We start from the raw sequence: 22,210 nt of genomic DNA on the forward strand, positions 1-22,210 counted from the left end.
TCCTATGTATATCACATTAGCCTGGGCGCATCAGGCCTGGAATACTTTGATTTGTTCTTTGAGCTCGTTCATCAGCTGATGCAGCGACCCCGCCGATGTTTCGATGCTTTGCATAATGGTTGCTTGGTCGGAGGCTGAGCCGGCTACGGATTGGGCGTTGTCCGCCGAATCTTTGGCGATGGTCAGCATATCCCCGACCGATGCGGCGATTTCTTCAGTGCCTGCGGAAATTTGCTCCGTCGTGGCGGATACGTCCTGGATTTCTGCCGACACCTGGTAGATGGCTTGACGGATTTGCCCGAACGAAACGCCGACTTTCTCCATGCTTGCAATGCCGTCTTTAATCTCTCGGACGCTCGTCTGCACGGAATTCGTGGCCTGGGATGTAGAGTTTTGAATAAATTGGATCAACTCGACGATATGAGAAATCGACTCGCTGGTTTGTTCGGCCAGCTTCTTCACTTCCCCGGCGACAACGGCAAATCCGCGGCCTTCTTCGCCGGCGCGGGCGGCTTCGATCGAAGCGTTCAATGACAGCAGCGCGGTCTGGTTGGAGATGTCCGAGATGACATTAACAATCTCGCCGATTTCCTTGGAATGCTCGGCCAGCCGGCCGATGTCTTGCGCCGTTTGGTTGGCGGTGGTTTGAATTTGCGCCATCTGGTTGATTGCCGCCTGGATTTCCTCATAGCCGCGCTCGACTTCACTCGAGACGTTTTCGGCCTGCGCGGAAACGCTGCCTGATGCTTCGGCTATTTTTTGCACACCTTGGGCCATTTCCTCCGTCGCTCTCGCCGACTGCTCGGCTCCGCGGAACTGGGTCTCCGTCCCTCCAGCGACTTCCCGGATCGCCGAATTGATCTCCGCCGTCGCCTGCGACGATTGCCGGGTGGCGGCCAGCAGCTCGTCCGAAGCGGCGGCCACTTGGCCGATCGTGAGATCGATCTGCTTCACCATGCCGGAAAGCGATTCGATCATCAGGTTGATGTTTTCGCTCATTTCCCCGATTTCGTCCTTCGAATGGACGGTTACCCGCTCGTTCAGCTGTCCGCCTGCGACCTTTTTCATGACCTGGGAGATCGCCAGAATCGGCTTGACGATGAGGCGGGCCAGCAGGAAAGCGATGACCGATACGATCAGGGCCGTAACGATCGCGATCGCGATGGATAACGTGCTGGCCCGGTTCACTTTGGCAAAAATCTCGCTCGTCGGCACGGTGATGACCATTTTCCACCCGGTGCTCGGAATCGTGCCGTAGTAGGTGATCACTTCTTTTCCCGTTTCGTCTTTGTAGGTAAGAGAACCGCTTGGTTTACCGAGAATCGCTTCCGTTGCATTTTTTAAAGCGGGAGTTTCGGTGTAATCCTTCATGTTTTTGCTGAAGCGTTCGGCATCCGGATAGCTGAAATAGATTCCGTTGTTCGAGACGACGTATCCGTAGCCCGTGTCCGCCATTTTAATGTTGTTGCTAAGCTGCGTCAGCACATCGGGCGTGATCGAAAAAGCGACGGCGCCGATAAATTGCCCGCCCTTATCATGAAGCGGCACGACCGCCGTAATGAAATATTTGCCCAGCGCCTCCAGGTAGTTCATTTCGGAAAAAGCCAGTTTGTTCGTTTCTTTTGCTTTCAGAAAATAGTCGCTTTTCGACATGTCGGCGGTCATCCCCAGGTTGTTGATGAGCTGGCCGTTTTTGTCGATAAGGCTGAAGCCTTCGGTTTGGTTGTCGCTTTGCTCCAGTATGTCCAAAATCGGAAACATTTTCTCCGGATCATAGGACTGGAATTGCGGGTTCTGCTGAACGAGCTGCTCCACCGTTGACGTTTTGGACAAGATCCATTCATCGATTTTGGAGATGTTCATGTCCAGCGTCGTTTGCGCCAATTCTTGGCTGTCTTCGGTCGTCACGCCGCTGAAATAACGGATGAAAAACGAACTGGCGGCGATCAGGGGGATCAGGGAAGTGGCCAAAATAATGATCAGCAATTTCCGCTGGAACGCCCCGGATTTCCCCCGTGTTTTGGTTTGTAGTGCTTTGGTCTTCGACATAATGTCCCTCCCATACGTTTGAACTAGACTTACTTAAGCTAATCGTACCACGGTTAAAAGTCGGAATTTGGCACAATTTCAAGAATATTGGGGAAAATTGTCCTGATTCACCGCTGCAGATCATGAGAAAATACCTTGACGTGCCGCGAAATTTTGATCACATAAACATCGCAGGAACGTAAACCAGCAAACGGTTGTTATTCCTGCCTCTCTATGGTAAAATGATAATGATTTGTTCATATATCAACTATGTAAGTCTTGGAATAGATAAGGATGTTCTCGCTTAGGAGGTGGATTAAATGGAAATTTTGCTGAAGGTTTTGCTCGTGATTTTCTCGATTGCCTTGACTGCAGTCGTATTGTTGCAGAAAGGGAAAAGCGCGGGGCTTGCCGGTGCCATCTCCGGGGGAGCTGAACATCTGTTTGGAAAAACGAAGGCTCGCGGCATGGATCTGGTTCTGGAACGCATTACAGTAGCCTTGGGGGCGGGATTTTTTATCCTGTCGATCATCGTCGCAGTAGTTCTTACTTAACGAATAAGCTATGTAGCCCTTGTCTCCTTTGGAGGCAAGGGCTTTTTTGCGCAGATATAGACCGTTGGGGTAGAGAAGGGGAAACTGGAGGCTAAGGGACACCAGAGCCGTTATCTAGCGGGAGAACGGAGGTTTGCAAAATGTAGCGGACACAGACGACCTTATTTACCTTAAATCGGCCCGGATGAACGGGTTTTGAGCCAAATAGAGTCATGTGTGTCCGTTAGGCTGGGAAATACCCGGGAAATGGGCAGATAAGGTCGCTGGTGTCCGTTAGAGTAGCGTCCACAGATTGGAAAGAGACGAAGTGCTTGTTGCTTCGACTATAGTATTTGTCTCCATTTGGGAAAAATAGTATAATAGTACTATATACAGGGATTGGAGGTAGAAAAATGTATAAGCTGGTGACAACTTTGAAGGAAGAAGCTCTATATCACGCTATTTGGACGAAAGTTTGGCTGGAAAAAGGGTTTGAGCTCGAATTTGCGAGCGAAGTATTGGGCCGCTGTCTGGTGTATGATGAGCATGGAGTGCCGGTTGCTACGGCAGAGATCAAACCGTATGATTCCGCCGCAGATCAAGGCTTAAATCGGCTGGTCCCATTTGCGCAGCATCCGGCGATCATCGCCGAACCGGAGTACACCGCCGAAGTGGACAAGGTGGCTCTGCTGAAGGAGTACCGCGGTAAAAATTTGAACCGCCTGCTGTCGTCGATCGTGCTGTTTGCCAGAGACCAACATATCCGCCACTATGTGACGCTTCTGGATCCGATTTTGTCCCGGGCTTTGAAAATTTCCTTCCACGTTCCGCTGTCCAAGGTGGGGACAAGCTTTTTTTACAAAGGAGCGAACGTCATTCCCGCAATCATTCATGTGGCCGAAATCTACGAAAACAAACCTCGCTTTGATTGGTATTTGGATGCGCTGCCATTGCTAACTGCATAATCAGGATGAGTCAAAGGCTTGCCCCTGGGGCAAGCCTTTGGTTATTTCTACGGGGCCTAATTATCGGAAAGCGTAACAATCAACCGGTCGAGTTCCTGATAATGCTGCACAATCTCATGGATTTTGTTGTCCTGGGCTTCAAGGCCGGCCAAAATTTCCTCTGCGGCGCCCATATTTTGCTCCGTGCCGCCCGCGACAGCCAAAATTTCTTCCATAATGCTGGCGTAACGTTCTTTCATATGCCGTACCGACTGATCGACCTGATCCGATTGCTGATTTACGATTTCCGCATTGCCGGCAACTTCCGCCACATAGCTTTGCAGTTCTCTTGCTTCTTCTTTTCCGGCATCGATGGCGGTAAAGCCAATGGAAATTTGCTCGGCAACGTTGTTGATTTGCCCAATCACGTCTTCCAAAATCAGGTTAATCCGGTCGGTTGATTCCCGGGAATTTTCCGCCAGCTTGCGAATTTCCGCGGACACGACGGCAAATCCTTTGCCGTGCTCTCCGGCGTGGGCCGCCTCAATCGCCGCATTCATGGCCAGCAGGTTCGTTTGCGCCGATATCCCGTGAATCGTATCGACGATTTGGCTGATCTGTTCGTTTTGATCGCGAAGCCGCTGCATTTGGGTCACCGTACCGGCTATTACCCGCTGCAGATACCCCATATTTTCCGACAAAGCATTCATGCGGACGCCGGCGTCCTCCGTCGAATGCTGCATTGCCGCAGATAGCTGTTGCAGATGAGAGGCTATGACCGCCGCCTGTTCCACGGCATCATTCACCTCGTGCACCGAGTCCGTCGTCGCTTGGAGTCCCTGTGTCTGCTGTTCCAGCGTCGCGGTAACCTCGCCGAAGGTAGCGGTGATCTCCTTGGAGATTTTTCCGGTGGTATTGACATTATCGCGCAGCTGGGTGCTGAGGCGGCCAAGCACTTCGAGTGAATTTCTTAAATGGGTGAGCAGCTCATCGCCGCGCTGTTTGGCTTCCTCCGTATCCTTCTGTTTGTGCAGGACCTCCAGCTGGAGCCGTTCGCTGAACCGTGCCGCAAAAGAGAGCGCGACGATGATGAAAATAAGGTATAAGAGCAGGTAGGTCAGCGGTTCGCGAGGAAACATATGATCGTGGTAAAACGGGATATTGTAAAAATAAAGCGTGAGGGCGATCCCGAGTATGCCGGAAAATACAATCGGCTTGTAGTTGGCATAAAGCGTCATCAGCCCGATATTGACGTATACGAGCAAATAGGAGCTCATCAGGGGATTAGGGTCATGGTAAATGATCAAAAACGTAAGCAGTGAAATGACGGCGGGGACGATGAACATGACGAAGCGGGTGCCCTTGTTGGCGTAACTCATATAAGTGGCGATCGAGCAGCAGATGCCGCCAACCGCAATCAGGGAAATCAGAACGGTGCTGTCCACCCCGATCATCAGGTCGGTCAGCGCCCCAAAAGCGACCATGATCCAAATGATTTTGACGAATAGTTTGTTTCGTCTCTGCAAAATGAGGTTACTATCCATGAAATTTTCATCTCCTAATAAATGGTATTACTTTATTATTTTCGGAAAAATATGCTATGAAATGAAGAGTTTTGATAAATTTCGACCGTAAAACTTATGTGAACATCGGCCATTTCGCTATATAAAGTTGAACTAAAAAAATAACGGAGTTTGGTCGCCTTTGTGAGCGGATTTCTACAACATCTGAATTTGGTCCAATTAGAGAAATCCGCGAACAACAGCGATCGTAAGAACATTTAACACGGCTGCCCTTTACCGTACAATAATTAGTTCAACTTATATAGCAATAGGAGGGGATTCGCCCGCAAACGGATGCAAACTGCCAAATTCGTGTATACTAGGGTATATACCATGTTGAGGCATTTCATGGAAATTCATTTGCAAATAACATTCCGGTAAAAGGACAGGCCGGGCCTGAGGTGAAATCATTTGAATTTGATTACAGAACAAGAACTGCTTGCTTTTATGCGGGAGAAGGCTTATAAGCCGATGACGTATCAGGAGCTTGAGGAGCATTTCGGGATTGCCGATGCCGCCGACTTCAAAGAGTTTCTCAAGCTGCTGAACCGTCTGGAGCAGGAAGGACAGATTATTTTGACCCGTACACACCGGTATGGCGTGCCGGAACGGATGGATTTGGTGCGCGGGCGTTTGCAGGCGCATGCCAAGGGGTTCGCTTTCCTCATCCCCGAGGACAGGGATCATCCGGATGTGTACATTCATGCGAATGACTTGAAAAGCGCGATGAATGGCGACACGGTGCTCGTCCGCGTCAGCTCCAAAAGCGCCGGGGGCGGCAAGCTGGAGGGCGAGGTCGTGCGCATCGTGCACCGGGCGGTCACCCAGGTGGTCGGGGTGTTCCAAAACCATGAATCGTACGGGTTCGTGATTCCGGACGACAAGCGGATTAACCGTGATGTGTTTATTCCGCAGGAAGGTTTCGGGGGCGCGGTGGACGGCGAAAAGGTCGTCGCGCAGATCGTGGAGTACCCGGAAGGCCGGGCAGCGGCCGTCGGCCAGGTGAGCGAAATTCTCGGCCACAAGGACGATCCGGGCGTCGACATTCTGTCGATCATCCGCAAGCATCAGCTTCCGGAGGCTTTTCCCGAGGATGTACTGGCGGAGTCGCTGGATGCACCCGATGTGATCGAGGAAGAGGAGATCGCACGTCAAGGTCGGCGGGATTTGCGCGGCAAAGTGATCGTCACGATCGACGGCGAGGACGCCAAGGACCTGGACGACGCCGTGCACGTGGAGCGGCTGCCGAATGGCAACATCCGGCTGGGCGTGCATATCGCCGATGTCGGCTATTATGTGCGCGAGAACTCCCGGCTGGACCAGGAGGCGTACAATCGCGGCTGCAGCGTGTATTTGGTCGACCGCGTCATCCCGATGCTGCCGCACCGGCTGTCCAACGGGATTTGTTCGCTGAACCCGAAGGTGGACCGGTTTACGTTGTCCTGTGAGATGGAGTTCAACGATCAGATGAAAGTGGTAAACCACGATATTTTCACCAGCGTGATCCGTACGAAGGAGCGGATGACGTATACGAACGTCCGCAAAATCCTGCAGGAGGAAGATCCGGAAGTGACGGAGCGTTACGCTGGCCTGGTCGAGACGTTCCGGTTGATGAAGGAACTGGCTTTGAAGCTGCGGGCGAACCGGATGCGGCGCGGCGCGGTCGATTTCGATTTCGAGGAATCGAAGGTAATCGTCGACGAAAACGGCAAGCCGGTCGATATCGTGAAACGTGAGCGTTCGATCGCCGAGCAGATCATCGAGGAGTTTATGCTGGCGGCAAACGAGACGGTGGCGGAGCATTTTCACTGGCTGAAGGTGCCGTTTATCTACCGGATTCACGAGGACCCGGACCAGGAGAAGCTGATGAATTTCCTGGCGTTTGTGGCCAATTTCGGGTATACGGTGAAGGGCGGCAAAGGCAACAAGGTGCATCCGCGCGCTTTGCAGACGCTGCTGGAAGATATCCGGGGCACGAAGGAGCAGACGGTTATCAGCACGATGATGCTGCGTTCGATGAAGCAGGCTAAGTATGATGCCGAAAGCACGGGGCATTTCGGGCTGGCGGCGGAGTTCTACACGCATTTCACGTCGCCGATCCGGCGGTATCCCGACCTGGTCATCCACCGGGTGATCCGGGAGGTGATCGAAGGCGGCGGGGCGTTGAGTGAAGCCCGGCTGGAGTACCTGGCGAGCCGGGTGCAGGATATCGCCCAGCAGTCTTCGGAGCGGGAGCGGATTGCCGTGGAGGCGGAGCGCGATACGGAGCAGTTGAAGAAAGCGGAATTCATGCTCGATAAGGTCGGGGAGGAATTCCCGGGCATTATCAGCAGCGTGACCAGCTTCGGCATGTTCATTGAACTGGACAACACGGTTGAAGGGTTGATCCGGCTCAGCGCGATGACGGACGATTACTACCATTTCCATGAGCCGCATATGGCGCTGATCGGGGAGCGGACGTCGAAGATTTACCGGATCGGCGACGAGGTGAAAATCCGCGTGGCGCGCGTGAATATGGACGACCATACGATCGATTTCGAGATGGTCGACATGAAACCGCGGCAGCGGGGCGGTGAGTTGTTCGGCGGCGGCGGGTTTGACGGCGGCCGGGGCGGCGGTCGCGCCGGGAAAGGCGGCAAGGCCGGTAAGGGCGGCGGCAAGAGCGGTAAGGGCGGCGGGGCCAAGGGCAGCGGCGCCAGAGGTAGTGGAGTCCAAGGCGGTGGCAAGGGCGCCAAGGGCAAGAAGGGCAAGCCCGGCCGAGGCGTCGTAGGTAGCGGTGCCGGCAGTGCCAGCGGTGCCGGCGGCGTGTCGTTTGACGCCGCTGGCGGTGCGGCGGGCGCGGGCGAGGCTGCGGAAGCGGCGGGGACGCCCGCGGCGAGCTTTGGCTTCGGCTCCGGCAAGGGAGGCTATGCCTCCGGGACGGTGGCCGTCGCCCGCGACGGCGGTGGCGGGTACCGCACCGGCGGAGGAGGCGGCTCGCGGCGGAAGAAGACGTCCGCGAGCGGGATTTTTGTCGGCGGCCGGGAGGAGGGCGCGGGGGAGCCCGCGCCGCGCCGCAAGCGGGGCGGCGGCAAGGGCAAAGGCAACGGCACGGCGGCGTTCGTGCGCAAGAAGAAAAAGTGAGCGAGGTTTTTCGGATTAAAAAAAACCGGCTTCCTTTACGTGATGCTGTTTTCATCACAGGGGAGCCGGTGTTTTGTGCACATTTTATGCGGCAACCTAGAAATCGGTGCTTGACTACAAAGTCAGTTGTGCTCAGTATCGTCCCCATAAAATAGCGGAACTTTAGGGTCTTATTTTCCGAACTTGAGCTTATTCATCACTATAGGGGAACTATTGGGTCTTATTTTTCGATGAACAGGTCGAAAGGCGGCCTTTCGCTGCTAAATCGTGAAAATAGCGCCATAAAATTCCTCTATTTCACGCAACATGGGGGATATCGCTGAAATAGCGCCCCTTTTTTCCTTTATGTTGTCACCCGTGATCTTCAATAGACTAATTTTGCCGTTTTCTCAAGTCTTCATTTGCCATTATTCTAACGTTATTTCCAGAATCGTCTACTAGCCTTGGCCACGGGGGCCTCACTTGAAGGAGCCACGTCTTCCTGTTGCCAAGCGCCGTTTTTGGTTTTGAGCTGTTTTGTTCGTTCGAATTTTGTTAGTTCAATAGCGGTTATTTTTAATGGGCGTCGAAAAATGCTTTTACAACATCCATGGTTTGCCGTTGGGTAAACCCGTCGTGCCCGGCTCCTTTGATTCTGTACATGGTGGCATCGTTTCCGGCTTGCCGTAATGCTTTGAAAAACTCAACGCTTTGCTCAAAAGGAACAACATCATCCGCGTCGCCGTGCATAATCAGGATAGGGGGAGCATCAGAGCGGACATACTCCATTGGACTCGCTGCTCTTGCTCTGGCTTTATTCTCTTGAAGGGCTCCTCCTACCAGTTTGGATTCCGGCGAATGCGGAGAGTCATGATCAAATACGGAAGGGTATTTACTCATCGACAGCAATTCCGTCGGCCCAAACCAGTCAACAACGGCTTGCACATTGCAGGGACCTCCCTCGTCTCCCAGGGCTTCCAAACCAGCTAATAAAGCTAAATGCGCGCCTGAGGAATCTCCCCATAGGCCGACTTTGTGCGGATCTATATTATAATTAGCGGCATTTGATTTGAGAAAATGGATCGCATCCCTCACGTCCTCTAGTTGGGCAGGGAAAATCGCTTCCGAACTTAAGCGGTATTGCACGCTGGCCACGACGAACCCGCTTTTGGCAAATTCGGTCAACTGCGGGATAAATTCGAATATGTCCTGCTCGCTCCATCCCCACCCGCAGCCGTGCAGATAAATAATTAGCGGATACACTTCTTTGTTGCCCTCTCTATGAAATAAACCGTCATTCGGGTTTCTGTACACCAATAAGTTTAGTTTTAAAGGGCTGTTGCCTTTATTGGAATAGACGATATTGGGAATAAGTTGAACATAGGAATTGACGTCCGGTTCCCAGGAAATTTCTTTGATTTCAGATTCAAAATGAGCAGTCATTTGAAAATAATCCTCCTTTATAATGACACATCTTTTTCAACGAGAGAGAAAACCTGAAAATTGTTGTAAGTGAAATCATTACAACGCGTTCGAAAAAATTATGCTCCCGAAGAAGCATTCTTTTTTTGGCTTATGATATGGACGAGGTCCTGAATGGTGACTTCCCGCAAAACACCTTCCATAGCATGTTGTGCCTTGACCAAAAAAACGCCGAGCACCTCATTAATATTTGCGCCGACCCAGCAATTGGGGTTGGGATTTTCATGCGCGTGAAATAATCCGCTGTCCTCAACGACATCTACCGCTTGGTAGATATCATATAATGAAATCTCCGAAGGGTCCTTCAGCAGATAAGCTCCACCCGACCCGCGTTTCACCCCAATAAGCCCGGCTTTTTTCAGCAAAACGCTAATTTGCCGAATGATAACCGGATTCGTGTTCACGCTATCGGCAATTTGCTCGGAAGTTAAAAGATCGGTTCGAACGTGAATTAAAGATAACATGTGTACAGCAATTGTAAATCGGCTGCTGATTCTCAAATGGTTCACCCTCTCGTTGTAATAACGATACTTACAACATTGATGTGTGTCAAGTTTCAGTTGTGAGCCACAATGATAATATAATAAATGCTTATCCCGGAAAACAGCACTGTCACGAACAATGCCGCGAAATCCATAATCTTTTCTGAAATCTCACCCTCCTCGTTTCGTTTCTTAGTACTCTGTCCAGTGACTGCAATACCCAGTAGCTTCATGAAGAAAAGTCCCAACAATCCCAGGCCGCATAAAAGGAAGACTTCTATGCTTGTTTTATTAACAAAACGATCCGCTTCACCCAAGGTATTAAAATGTATAGGAATCGTTTGGGGGATTTGCGTGTAAAAACAATAGAACACGCCAAAAGGAGTTATGGATAAAAGAAGTGACCACCATATTATAAGTTTCATTTTGGATTTCATTTTTTATTTTCCCTCGCGCCGTTCACGTATCTTGAGTTTACTACTAATGACAAGAGAAATAATCAAGCTGATGATATTTGGTAAAAAAGAAGTAAGTATCATATAAATGTTCACTTGTGTCCCTAACCCCAAAGATATGCCTATTAGGCCAAATGCTATCCAAATATAGGCGGAAATGCGGTGCGTTTTTTTCCAGGCGAGTTCATTCGAAAGCAGCCAAGGAAATTTTAAACCAATTAAACGGTTGGGGGTTGATCTAATGAATACGACTCCTACTATTAAGTGCAGTACCGCCAAAAATAATAAAACCATATTTAAAGTGTTGAAAAAAAGCTTTTCTGAATACTTTAACATGACCGCAAGGCAAATTAGATTGACCACAACAAAAGCGCTTGAACAAATCCAACGATAAGAAGTTAAATCTGAAAATTGGTCTCTATATTTTGAATACTTGGGGTTTAAGATGACAATGACCAAAGTGATAATCATAGCTCCTAATGTCACGCATAAAAAAACAGCAGGATACTTAAGAGATTGTAATGACGGGGAGAGAATGGCGAAGTTGATCATGTGCAGCACAATAAAGAGGACAGAGATATGAACCCATGGCTTTTTTAATTCCTCTTTCAGGTTATAATTATTTTCCATTGCTCGCTCTCTTCTTTCCATGATTTCGTGGGAAGCGTCGATGCAGGAAATTCTATAGGCATCCCCTTCCTGTATTTTACAACTGATAGCTTGCTACTTCAAAAAACATTGCTCACAGGTTTTCGAACTTTCGATAATTTTCGATGATTAATGAGAGGGTGCGAATAACGGAAGAGGGGGGAGGCTCCCCCAGAACGGTGTTGTTTTGCAGGATTAGTTGGTTTGGCAGGTTTATACAAGCGTGTTCGGGACGGGGGTGGTCTCTGCCGGCGTTTCAAGTTGGGCCAGGCGCTTGAGCAGCTTTTTCAGCATGATGGAGGCTTTGACTTGCAGCGGCAGACTTTCGGCTATGCGGACGTCGTAGGCGCCGGTGGTGATGGCCTGTTTCAACTCGGTGACAGAGTGACATGGCTGATGAAGCTCGTTGTATACGCTGCCGTATTGCAGGCATTGGTGGGTATCGCTGCCAGCGGTTACCGGCTTGCCGAGCCCGGCGGCAAAACGCTCGACGTTGGCGCGGTTTACCTCGTTGCCGTATTCGTACATATCTTTGGCGTTCAGGTCAAAAGCGTCCAGACGCTGGAGCTGCGACCGGTCCAAATGATGCAGCGGCGTCGATTCGCGGAACGGATGGGCCCCGATTTTGAGCAGCGGATAGCTTTCCGCCAGCGTCATGAGATCGGCGAAGGGGATGAAGGCGTCTTTTTCCGTATAGTCGTCAAGCTTCCGCCGCACCTCCACAATATGCTCCTTGCGCCCGATCAGCAGGATGTGGCCGGTTTCGCGGATGTCCACTTCCATGCCGGGGAATATTTTTAGCGGCCCCGCTTCATAGTACTCTCCGTTATAGGGATAAAGCCGGTCCAGGCTCTCATAGACTTCGAAAAAATTACGCGTGTTAAAATGCTCGGTCAAAGCCAAAGCGTTCAGTCCGTTTACCACGGCTTCCCGGAGCATTTCTTCATAATAAGACGGCGAGAAATCGCTGGCTTTGGACAGCTTGGCATGGGTATGCAGGTCGATTCGCATGGGGTGACACTCCTTATTTAATGTGCGTTCTAATGGGATACCGGCGGTTTATGCAAGGCTGGGCATTCATTCAGAGGCTCTCAATCGATCCAAAACAACAGGGCGACGTACGCCGCTGAGCCGGATAGAAACCACAGGTCTTGTTTTTTCATGCGCAGATGGGATAATTTCAGCTTTTTGGAGCGCGGATTTTTCATTCCGTAGGAAAAACCGCGTGTCTCCAGCGCCTCCACCGTGGTGCGGGAGCGTTTGGCGGTCGCCAGCATCAAGGGGAAAAAAGCGTAAACGAGCAGCTTGAGGTAATACGCTCCAAGCCGCCAATAGAGCAGACCGCTCTGCTCCGGCGCCTGGCCGCGCAGCCGGTAGGACAGCAGCACATTGCGGAATTCCTCGAACAGCACCGGCAAAATGCGGTAACCATAGGACAAGCTGAACGAAAAAGCGGCAGGCATGCCAAGCGCAAGCAGGCCGTCGCTGATTTTCTCCGGATCCATGCCGGAAAAAACCGTGATGCTGGCCAGCGACACGATCGACAGCTTCATCGTCAGCTTGAGCAGCGGCAAGGCGGAGGAGATGTCCCCGCCAAAAAACAGCGAGATGATGAACAGCCAGCCGACCTGCCCGATCAGTCCGAGGCAAAGTACGATAATAATGAACGGCGTGACCCGGGACAACACGGTCGTAACGATCATAAACAGGCACATCCCGGCCAAAATGAGATAGCTGTTCATAAACCACGGGACGATAGCGAAAAAAAGATACCATATCAGCAGCCCGCGCGGATCAAGCCGGGACAGGGAGGCGTGGCCGCTGCCGTAAGCCGTATTCATCAGCTCCAGCTGAATCCGGTCGAGCGAGATTTTGTTAAACCAGTTGCGGACGAGCTGCATGGGCCGAAGTCTCCTTTCCAGCGATGGTTTGATATAAGCAGTCGGCCAGTTCGGCCGGAGAACTGCATGCGGGCCGGAGCCCAAGCGCATCGGACAGCTCCATGCTTTGCGTGAGGGCCAGACCGGCACGGCGGATCAGGTTCGGGCTGGCGAAAATGTCCGCCGCCGTCCCGTCGGCCAGGACGGCCCCATCGTGCATGACGATGACGCGCGTTGCCCACCGGCTCACCAGCTGCATGTCGTGCGTGGCGATAATCACCGTGCGCACGTGCTGCTCCAGCTCGGCTAGCGTGCTCAGCAGCTCCTCCCGGGTGGCCAGGTCGAGGTTGGCCGTCGGTTCGTCCAGCAGCATGACCGCAGGCCGGACCGCCGCGCCGATCGCCAGCGACACGCGGCGCTGCTGTCCGCCGCTGAGCAAGCGGGCGTCGCGGTCCTGCAGCTCTTCCAATCGGAAGCTGCGCAGCATGTGCTGGATTCTCGCGTCGGCGTCGGGATATTTCCGGCGTTTTAAGCAATAGGCGATTTCTTTGCGCACATTGTCTTCGATGAACATATCCTCCGGGTTTTGAAACACGAAAGCGACCTGCCGCGACAACTGTTCGATCGGGGTGCCGCGGGTATCCTGCCCCAGCACAGCAACGGAGCCCGCCGACGGTTTGGCGATCCCGGCGATCAGCTTCAGCAGGGACGATTTGCCCGCCCCGTTGTTGCCGACCAGCGCGATCCGTTCGCCTTCGGCGATGGCGAGATCGATTCCGTGCAGCACCGTTTGTTCCGTTTTGCGGATAGTCCGGTAGTTTAGCGAAGTCTGGTTGAAGCGGATGACGGTCTGGGGCACGGTCTGGGATTGCTCCGGTAAGCCGTCAGCTTTTGATTGCTCCGGTAAGCCGTGAGCCTTTGTCGTGCCTGCAGATTCGGAGACCGCCTCTTGTACGGCAAATTTGACCTCTCTGCTTGCACCGCTATGCTCCCGCAGCAAGCCGGTAAAATACTTCACCGCGTCTTCTGTTGTAATCGGGTAACCAGCATCGGCATGAGCATGAGCATGAGCATCAGCATGAGTATGAGCGGCGTCCCCCTCCTCCAGCATAGCCCGCAACCGGGCGGCCGCCTGGGTAACTTCAGGCGGCTGGATGCCGAGCCGCTCCAGGTCGTGTAGGCGGTTCAGCGCTTCGGCCACGGGCAACTTCCACAGCACGCGGCCCTGCTCCATCAGGCAGACGTCGCCGCAGTAGTCGGCGATAAATTCGGTGTGATGCTCGATGACGATGATCGTTTTGCCGTGATCACGGTTTAACTGACGCAATACCTCATACACCTGGCGGGCATGGCTGGGGTCGAGCTGGGAAACCGGCTCGTCGACGATCAGCAGGTCCGGTTCCAGCGACAAAGCCCCGGCCAGGGCGAGCAGGTGTTTTTGTCCGCCGCTCAGTTCCCAGATGTAGCGGTGCTGCAAAGGCGCAAGCCCGCATAAGTCGAGGGCGCGCTGGGCCCGCTCCCGATAATCGGCGAGTCCATAATTCAGCGGGGCGAAACAAGCCTCGTCGAGAACGGTCGGCCGGACGAGCTGGTTGTCGAAGTCCTGGTAGACGTAGCCGACCATGCGGGACAAGGCGGCTACGCTTTTTCCCTGGGCCGAAACGCCGTTAATGACGACTTCGCCAGCAAAATCCCCGGAATAATAGTGCGGGATAAGGCCGTTGAACAGTTTGCAAAGCGTGGATTTGCCGCAGCCGTTGCCGCCGATGATCGCCGTGAAGCTTCCTTTTTCAATCGTCAGGGAGGCTTCGTTCAGCACCGGTTGCTCCGAACCCGGGTAGGTAAAGGAGACGCTGCGGATTTCGGCGGCCAGCGCGGTATCGGCTTTGGCTTGAAACCCGTTATGCATAAGGCAAGCTCTCAGTGTCGCTGTTTTGCGAGCTGCGCGATTTTTTCGCCCGCATGATGAGCAGAACGACGATGGCGACGACCGCAGCTGCGGCGATGCTCAGCCAGATTGCGCCCGAACCCATCCGGTCGGCCAGTCCGCTGTCCCATTCGCCCAGATTCCAGTCGGTCTCTGACAAGGACTCGGCGCCAAAGGCTACGAGCGCCAGCACAATGCCGGTGATGACCAGCTTGGGCGTAATGACGCCGGCTGCTTCGTATTTGGTGTTTTTGTCGCGGGGTTTGATGCCGAGCAGGGGTTCGATTTTTCCATAAAGTCTAGGTACCAGATACAAGGTCGGAAGCAGGGCAAAAAGAATCCCGGAAAACAGCACGTCGTTCAGGAACCCGACGCCCTCGACGACCACAACGCTTTGAGCCAGGCCCGGCACGGCTTCGAATTCTTCCACGCCGATCCAGACTTTGCCGATATCCACTAGGCTGCTGCACAATTGATGGATGATGACGCCCGTGATCGCGGCGGTGCCGACCTGCAGGCGGTTTTGCGGGTTGCGCACCATCCGGCCGGCGACGTACATGGCAAACGAGAAGGTCAGGAATTTTTCCAGTTCCCCCAGACCGCCGAATTGTCCGAGCATCAGCTCGCCGAAGATGACCTCGCCCAGCGCCGCGCCCACAGCGGCATAAAAAGGATGGAACAGGATGCACAGGGTGAGCGGGATAAACGCGAAATACTCGACGGACAGCTCGATCGGACCTAGCCGCAGTGAGGGGATGAGTTCGGTGAACATGTTGGACAGCCCGTACAGCGACATCGACAGCACGAAAATCATCATTTTTTGCGAGGGCGTGAGGGTGTAGAGGGTTTTGCGTGACATGAAGGGAAACCTCCTTGAATCTGAATTGGGTTTGTTATGCTTTTAGTGTAGAGCCGGATTATTAAAAGAAGCGGAGTTGTATGTCAACGCATTGTAATATTTTTTACACAGTGAAAATAATGTAATAAAATTTACATAACAAAACGCTGGTAGGATGGAGTCAGGAACGCGTCAAAAAAGACCCAAGGAGCTGATAGCAATGCCATTGACCCGCAATCAAGTGTTTGCCGACAAAAGCGGTTTTTCCCCCGGCCAGTTGAAAATCGCCGATTTTATCGAAAGGCATCCGGACGAGGTGCTGTTTATGACCGAGCAGGAGATCGCCGACCGGATTGGCACCAGCATCGCCACGGTGTCGAGGTTTTGGCGTGCGGCGGGATACGAGAACGGCAAAGAATTCAGGCTGAAGCTGCGGTCCGCTGCCGACACGACCCCGGCGGTCAAGCTGGAGAAGACGATTTCGCAGATGGATCCTTCAAGCCTGCCGCTGCAGATGCTGGAGCAGTCGCTGGTCCATCTGCGGGAAACGGCGGAGCAGACGGACCCGGAGGAGTTGAAGCTCGCCGCTTCGCTGATGGCCGGAGCCCGGCGGGTTTACGTGTACGCCCCTGGGCCGGCGCTGGCTTTGGGGGACCTGCTGTTTTACCGCTTGTCCCGGTTCGGCATGTCGGTGCGGATGATGGCGGCCAGCGGGCATGAGCTGTTGGAGTCGCTGGCGCATGTACAGCGGGAGGACGTGGTGCTGTTGTTCAATTTCACCCGGCTGCTCCCCGAAACCGAGGTGATCCTCGACTGCGTAAAACGGGTGGGCTGCTCGGCCGTGATGATCACGGATCGCGAGGAGTTCCGGTACGGGGCGCAGGTGGAGGCGGCTTTTTACGTCAGCCGGGGCGAAATGGGAGAATTCCACTCGATCGTGACGCCGCTGTTGCTGATCGAACAGATGATTTTGAGCATCGGCCTGTTCAATAAGGAAAAAGTGCTGTCCAAGCTGGAATATCTGGGCGAGCTGCGGGCGAGGTATGCCGACAAGCTGCCGCGGGGGAAGGCGTGAAGGGGAAGTTATGAGCGTAGAGGGCGGCGAAAAATAAAAAAGCACTCACCCTGCCGGATGAATGCATTTGTTGTGTTAAGATTGAGAGCCCCTGATTCCCATCAGCGGGCTGCTTTTGTTTTCGTGTGAATTTCGTTAAGGACTTCGGCGGTCGAACTGACTTGACCGAATTCGTAAGCGATAACGGTCAGCGTTACGCGCTGAATTTCCTCGGCGGAAATATCCCCCCAGCCCATGTCCGGGTAATCCATAGGCGCGTTCGCGTCGCTCAGAAAGATCACTTTATATTCCCGGTGCGCGCCGTCTCTGACGGTCGTTTCGCAGCAAACGTTGGTCACGGTCCCGCAGATGATGATCGTGTTAATATCTTTTGCCCGCAGGATCGTATCCAGATCGGTATCATGAAAACCGCTGTAGAACAGCTTATCAACGATAATATCCTGGGGGAGCGGGGTTAATTCTTCGATAATTTCTACGCCGGGGGTGCCGCGTTTCAGGATCTCGTTCACATTCGGATACATGTCCTTCATTCTTCCGGTGTCGCTGCCGTCTCCCCGGACGATATGGCGCAGATAGATCACGGGCATACCCGCCGTTCTGGCCGCGCCGGTGAGCTGCCGGATGTTGTCGATGATTCCTGCGGTCCGCGGCACATAAAGTGCTCCGTCCGGTTTGCAGAACACATTTTGCATATCCACTACGATAACGGCTGTTCTCTCGGGATCAATCTCCCATTTTACTTTGTTTTTCAAGCTCATATAGAAACACGCTCCTTATAAGTCGGAATGAATATGCCGCGTCAGGCGGCCTCTGTAGGAATGGAGTCCTGTGAACCGTTTGCCGGCGCACGCCGTTCGAGCACGGGACGAATCCATACATTAACTATCGTGTTTAAAACGATCAGCATAACTACACCTACCAGCATCGGCTGGGTGACGACGCTCTGGATAGCCAGCGGCAAGCCGGCTGTGAGCTCGGCGGGCAAATACATCGTTCCGAGCGAGATAATAAAGGAGGAGCCGGCGACGGCGAGATTCAATTCATCCCACTTGACCTTGCTGACCATTTGAATCCCGCTGATGGCGATAATGCCGAACAAAATCGTGGAAGCCGCGGATAAAACGGCGCTAGGCAGGGAGGCGATAAACAGGCCGACTTTGGGAATCAGGCCCAAAATAACGGCCATGATCCCGGCGGTCATGGTGACATAGCGGCTGCCGATGCCCGAGACGCGGACGATGCCGATGTTTTCCGGGTAAGAGGTCGTGCCCAGCCCGCCAAAGACGGCGCCGAGGGTACAGCCGAGAAATTCACCGAACAAACCGCGGTTAACCCGGGTGCTGTCGAGCTCTTGTTTCCCCCATTTGGTCAGCAGGGTATACATGCCCACCGCCTCCGCGGAAGCCTGCAGAAAAGCCAGCAGCATGAGAATGACGACAGGGATGGAAATGCCGAAGCCAAACGGGAAAACTTCCGGCAAACGGAACCAGCCGGCCGTGGCTACCGCCGAAAAATCGACGCTGCCGAACACCGCGAAAAACAAGGTTCCGGCAATAATCCCCCACAGAAGTGCGCCCCGGCGCAGAATGGTGTTGCCGCCAAAAATCATCAAGGCAAGCACGCAGCCAACCGTGACGATGGAAGCGGCGAAATTGACGCCTATGTTTGCGCTGCCGAACCAATTTTTAAGGCCGATATCGGCGAGCTGCGCCCCGATGATGATCAGCAGTGTGCCATAAACGATCGGCGGGGCGATGAATTTGTTGATATGGCCGATTAAGCCGAATTTGCGGATCGGAAGGGCCAGAAGCATGAAAATGACGCCCGCCACGGCCATCGATCCGAAGGCCGTTCCCAATCCGACGCTGGCGCTTGCGGAAAGCACGGCCACGAAAAACGCGGCGGTCGGCCCTTGCACGACGGGGAGCCGCAGCATTTTTCCCGATTGCAGAATCGTCACGAGCCCGGTCGTCAAGAAACAGGCTTGAATCAAATAACCTATCGTTTGAAACTCCAAATTCAAAGCTTGGCCGATTAATACCGGGAAAAGAAATATCCCAGTGAGCGCCAGCAGATGCTGAAAACCATAGGTCAGATTGGCGCCGATGGAGAGCTTGTCCTCGATGCCGACTTGCAAAGTTTCGTTATTCTCGTGCTCATGATTCATAGCTTATTCACCCCTAGGTTTTATTTTCGAGCAGAGCAATTCAACATATCATCGGATGTTTGTTATTAAAGAAGAGATCATCAGATGTTTAGAAATGGTAAACTTGAGAGCGATGGACCGCGTCGAGATTTTGGATGGCGGATTTTCTGGCTTCATCGCTATTTCCCGCTTCAATGGCGGCATAAACCGCTTCATGGTAAACCGTGTTATCTTCGTACTGCCGTGTGTCCAGAATCAATAGGCTGAGCATTTCCTTCAAGCTTTCGGCCACGACCTTGTACATTTCCAGGAGAACTTCATTTTTGCCGGCCTGGGCCAACGCGATGTGAAAGGAAATATCCGCTTCAACGTATTCCGCGTACCGTCCCTTCTCCAGAGCATCGTTTCGTTGATTTAGAAAATAGCGCATCACTTCAAGATCCTCATCCGTTCTTCTTAAGGCGGCTAGTCCGGTAACTTCGATTTCGAGAATCCTGCGCGCCTCGAGAATATGAGCAGAGTTCTTCGGAGTTAGGGTTTGGCTTACTGCGGCAAGACCTGTGGAAGAGGAGCGAATATAGGTCCCGTCTCCTTGGCGCACTTCCAGCAAACCGGCATGCGTCAACACCTTGACAGCTTCCCGGACGGTGGATCTTCCCACCGCGAGCAGCTTCATCAATTCGGGTTCCGGCGGCAGCTTGTCCCCGCTTTTGTAACGGCCCGACCGAATGAGCGCTTGCATTTGATCCAACACTTCATCGACCAGTTTTCTTCTGGGTATGGCTTTGAATTCGGTGTAAGTAATGATTTGCCACCTCCTCTTATGTTAAATAAAATTACATTGAATGGAATATTCAATGCTTGTTTTTATTTGTTGGTTCACATTATATGCAGAAAAATGTCGAAACACAAGAAGTTTTTTTGATTTATGTCATAAAACCTGACGTACAATTCTTGACATGAACTCTAAAACGAGCGTATTCTTAATTACAATCCTACGAGCAAACAAAACATCTGATGATCTACTCATTTTCATTATATTTGGATAATAGGAGCGCCTATGAAAACTAAAATGGATAACCCGCCATGGGTTCACACCAATTACACGCTGATCCGGTGGCTGTTATTTGGGGCCGCCTTGCTCATCCTGTCTTCCTTATATGTTACGGTCCCCCTTCTTCCCGTGTTTGCCGGGGCATTTCACATCGGGACAAGTGAATCGGCTTTGGCGGGGAGCGCTTTTTCCTTGTTTTTTGCCGTTGGTTGTCTGGTCTATGGTCCTTTATCGAACCGGCTTGGCCGAAAAAGGGTGATCGTTGCGGGGCTTGCCGTGTTGGTTCTGGCCACCGCGTGTCTGGGATTTGTGGGAAGTTTCGGAGGCTTGATCGCGTTGCGATGTTTGCAGGGGGCGGCGGCCGCGACATTTTCGCCCGTGGCCTTAACTTATGCAGGAGAAGTTTTTCCTGCGGAGCAAAGAGTGACGGCTATAGGATTTATTAGCTCGGGCTTTTTAATGGCGGGGATCTTTGGACAGGTCTGGGCGAGCTCGCTTGCCGCGCTGCTGGAATGGCCTTGGGTGTTTAGGCTGCTGGCGCTTGGTTATGTTGCGCTATTGTGTCTTGTGACCGTTTGGCTGCCGCCTGTTCCGGCGGAACAGGTGAGGCAAGGCCGGGTTGGGCAGGGTCGCCGCTGGTATGCGGTGCTGTCAAAGCGAAATCTTTTGTTATGTTATGGCATTACCGTGACGATTCTGCTTTGCTTTGTGGGGATGTACAGTGCGATGGGCGCCTTTCTCGTTAAACCGCCGTATTCACTGAGCGAGATGGAGATTCTGGGCGTGCGCTCGCTGGGCATGATCGGGATGTTTCTTTCCTTCTTTGCCGGGCGAATGTGCCGTAAATGGGGAATGCTGTCCGTGCTCCGCACCGGACTCGCTTGCTCGATCGCCGCATTGGTGATGATGTCTTTTGTTCAGTCGGTGGCGGTTTATGCCCTTATGAGCGTTGTGTTCGTGGCCGGCATTGCCGTGACCGTACCTGCGCTGATTTCGCTGATCGGGGAAATCGGGAGCGGGAACAGAGGGGTTGCAACATCCTTATATACTTTCGTTTTATTTGCGGGGGCGAGTGCGGGTCCGATTCTTACGGCCAATTTATTGGAGATGAACCGCTACTCTTTACCTTTTCAAGTGTTTGCCGGCATTCTTTCGCTTGCTTTGTTGTGTTCGGTATTGATTCGTAAGGACCGGGGATGAGCGTCCTTGCTTTTGGCAGCCGGAGTTGATACAATAAATGTCTGGTAAACTGCCCCGTGGGGCTTCAGAAGGAGGATGAACATGGGCAAGAAAAATGATGGCAAGGTATTGGCGCAAAATAAAAAAGCTTCCCATGATTATTTCATCGAAGATACCTACGAAGCGGGCATGGTGCTCACCGGAACGGAGATCAAGTCAATTCGTAATGCCCGCGTGAATATCGGGGACGCGTTTGCGACGATCCGGAACGGCGAGATCCATATCCACAACATGCATATTAGCCCGTTCGAGCAGGGTAACCGGTTTAATCCAATCGACCCGACACGGACGCGTAAGCTGCTGATGCACAAAGCGCAGATCAGCAAGCTGCTCGGATTGTCCAAGCAGGAAGGCTACACGATCGTGCCGCTGAAGATTTATGTCCGCAACGGCTACGCGAAGCTGCTTCTGGGTCTGGGCAAAGGGAAAAAGCAATACGACAAGCGTGATTCCGCCGCCAAACGCGACGCCCAACGTGATATTCAGCGTGCGTTGCGGGAGAAGCAGAAAGTGGCTCGTTAGTTAACCCTATAAATGATGATAACCTCCTCAGATTTAACCATGGTTTCATGGTTAGTCTGGGGTTTTTTTGAGGTTATATCCAAAATTTGTATTCCTTTTCGGCGGGGGAGAGGGCGATGCGCAGGTAGAAAGGGAAGGAGAAGAGGAATCTGGAGGCTAAGGGACACCAAAGCACTAGCCATGCAAACAACCTGACATGAAAAGTTGAAATTATGGTCCAATTACTATTTTGGTAATTAATGAAATATATTTACAGGTTTGTTTCGGTCTTAGATTCAAAAAGGAGAATGTCC

Annotated in this window: 19 protein-coding genes; 6 read left to right on the plus strand and 13 right to left on the minus strand. The window is 52.7% G+C overall.

All coding sequences use genetic code 11. The annotated features are described in order from the left end of the window. Positions 1-30 precede the first annotated feature (30 nt). Positions 31-2,049: a methyl-accepting chemotaxis protein gene (locus tag ACLD72_RS31660; protein WP_411003482.1), complete on the minus strand. Its 2,019-nt coding sequence runs from the start codon at positions 2,047-2,049 to the stop codon at positions 31-33. A gap of 299 nt (positions 2,050-2,348) precedes the next feature. Between ACLD72_RS31660 and secG the strand changes: the two genes are divergently transcribed. Further along, a complete protein-coding gene (gene secG, locus ACLD72_RS31665; RefSeq protein ID WP_251593642.1) occupies positions 2,349-2,582 on the plus strand; it encodes a preprotein translocase subunit SecG in 234 nt (77 codons plus the stop codon). A gap of 392 nt (positions 2,583-2,974) precedes the next feature. After that, positions 2,975-3,526 (plus strand): GNAT family N-acetyltransferase, encoded by a 552-nt coding sequence (locus tag ACLD72_RS31670; protein ID WP_411003481.1) that lies wholly within the window; start codon positions 2,975-2,977, stop codon positions 3,524-3,526. A gap of 56 nt (positions 3,527-3,582) precedes the next feature. Here ACLD72_RS31670 and ACLD72_RS31675 read toward each other — a convergent pair whose 3' ends face one another. Next, positions 3,583-5,049, minus strand: coding sequence for a methyl-accepting chemotaxis protein (locus ACLD72_RS31675; RefSeq protein WP_411003480.1), 1,467 nt, complete (start codon positions 5,047-5,049; stop codon positions 3,583-3,585). A gap of 435 nt (positions 5,050-5,484) precedes the next feature. Here ACLD72_RS31675 and rnr point away from each other — a divergent pair, with 435 nt between their 5' ends. Then, complete coding sequence (rnr, locus tag ACLD72_RS31680) at positions 5,485-8,190, plus strand: ribonuclease R (protein ID WP_411003494.1); 2,706 nt, start codon at positions 5,485-5,487, stop codon at positions 8,188-8,190. Between the two features lie 555 nt (positions 8,191-8,745). On the opposite strand, the gene ACLD72_RS31685 is transcribed toward rnr, so the two are convergent. From ACLD72_RS31685 to ACLD72_RS31720, 8 genes are all read right to left on the minus strand, one after another. Then, the gene (locus ACLD72_RS31685; RefSeq protein ID WP_411003479.1) at positions 8,746-9,612 is read right to left on the minus strand and encodes an alpha/beta hydrolase fold domain-containing protein; all 867 of its coding nucleotides are present in this window, start codon (positions 9,610-9,612) and stop codon (positions 8,746-8,748) included. A gap of 98 nt (positions 9,613-9,710) precedes the next feature. Further along, on the minus strand, positions 9,711-10,151 hold the full coding sequence (locus ACLD72_RS31690; protein WP_411003478.1) for an Rrf2 family transcriptional regulator: 441 nt from the start codon (positions 10,149-10,151) through the stop codon (positions 9,711-9,713). Positions 10,152-10,207: 56 nt separating this feature from the next. Further along, positions 10,208-10,570: a DUF1648 domain-containing protein gene (locus ACLD72_RS31695; RefSeq protein ID WP_411003477.1), complete on the minus strand. Its 363-nt coding sequence runs from the start codon at positions 10,568-10,570 to the stop codon at positions 10,208-10,210. Between the two features lie 3 nt (positions 10,571-10,573). Then, entirely contained in the window at positions 10,574-11,239 is a 666-nt protein-coding gene (locus ACLD72_RS31700) for an SdpI family protein (RefSeq protein ID WP_458476512.1), read from the minus strand. A 210-nt stretch (positions 11,240-11,449) separates the two neighbouring features. Then, positions 11,450-12,247 (minus strand): PHP domain-containing protein, encoded by a 798-nt coding sequence (locus tag ACLD72_RS31705; RefSeq protein WP_411003475.1) that lies wholly within the window; start codon positions 12,245-12,247, stop codon positions 11,450-11,452. An 80-nt stretch (positions 12,248-12,327) separates the two neighbouring features. Beyond that, positions 12,328-13,137: an energy-coupling factor transporter transmembrane component T family protein gene (locus ACLD72_RS31710; RefSeq protein ID WP_411003474.1), complete on the minus strand. Its 810-nt coding sequence runs from the start codon at positions 13,135-13,137 to the stop codon at positions 12,328-12,330. After that, positions 13,112-15,025 (minus strand): ABC transporter ATP-binding protein, encoded by a 1,914-nt coding sequence (locus tag ACLD72_RS31715; RefSeq protein WP_411003473.1) that lies wholly within the window; start codon positions 15,023-15,025, stop codon positions 13,112-13,114. Before ACLD72_RS31715 ends, ACLD72_RS31710 begins: the two co-directional genes overlap by 26 nt. Further along, positions 15,018-15,902, minus strand: a complete 885-nt coding sequence (locus ACLD72_RS31720) for a cell division protein FtsQ (RefSeq protein ID WP_411003472.1) — start codon at positions 15,900-15,902, stop codon at positions 15,018-15,020. The genes ACLD72_RS31715 and ACLD72_RS31720 overlap by 8 nt, the downstream gene beginning before the upstream one ends. A 199-nt stretch (positions 15,903-16,101) precedes the next feature. Between ACLD72_RS31720 and ACLD72_RS31725 the strand changes: the two genes are divergently transcribed. After that, positions 16,102-16,956: a MurR/RpiR family transcriptional regulator gene (locus ACLD72_RS31725; RefSeq protein WP_411003471.1), complete on the plus strand. Its 855-nt coding sequence runs from the start codon at positions 16,102-16,104 to the stop codon at positions 16,954-16,956. 101 nt (positions 16,957-17,057) lie between these two features. Here ACLD72_RS31725 and ACLD72_RS31730 read toward each other — a convergent pair whose 3' ends face one another. The 3 genes from ACLD72_RS31730 to ACLD72_RS31740 all read right to left on the minus strand — a co-directional run bounded on the left by ACLD72_RS31730 (position 17,058) and on the right by ACLD72_RS31740 (position 19,907). Continuing rightward, entirely contained in the window at positions 17,058-17,714 is a 657-nt protein-coding gene (locus ACLD72_RS31730; RefSeq protein ID WP_411003470.1) for an isochorismatase family protein, read from the minus strand. A gap of 41 nt (positions 17,715-17,755) precedes the next feature. After that, the gene (locus tag ACLD72_RS31735; RefSeq protein WP_411003469.1) at positions 17,756-19,123 is read right to left on the minus strand and encodes a uracil-xanthine permease family protein; all 1,368 of its coding nucleotides are present in this window, start codon (positions 19,121-19,123) and stop codon (positions 17,756-17,758) included. Between the two features lie 88 nt (positions 19,124-19,211). Next, positions 19,212-19,907 (minus strand): FadR/GntR family transcriptional regulator, encoded by a 696-nt coding sequence (locus ACLD72_RS31740; protein WP_411003493.1) that lies wholly within the window; start codon positions 19,905-19,907, stop codon positions 19,212-19,214. A 255-nt stretch (positions 19,908-20,162) separates the two neighbouring features. On the opposite strand from ACLD72_RS31740, the gene ACLD72_RS31745 reads away from it, so the two are divergent. Continuing rightward, positions 20,163-21,356: an MFS transporter gene (locus ACLD72_RS31745; RefSeq protein WP_411003468.1), complete on the plus strand. Its 1,194-nt coding sequence runs from the start codon at positions 20,163-20,165 to the stop codon at positions 21,354-21,356. 81 nt (positions 21,357-21,437) lie between these two features. Then, entirely contained in the window at positions 21,438-21,917 is a 480-nt protein-coding gene (gene smpB, locus ACLD72_RS31750; protein WP_128631083.1) for an SsrA-binding protein SmpB, read from the plus strand. The last annotated feature ends 293 nt before the right edge of the window (positions 21,918-22,210 follow it).

This window comes from Paenibacillus lacisediminis, assembly GCF_046567315.2.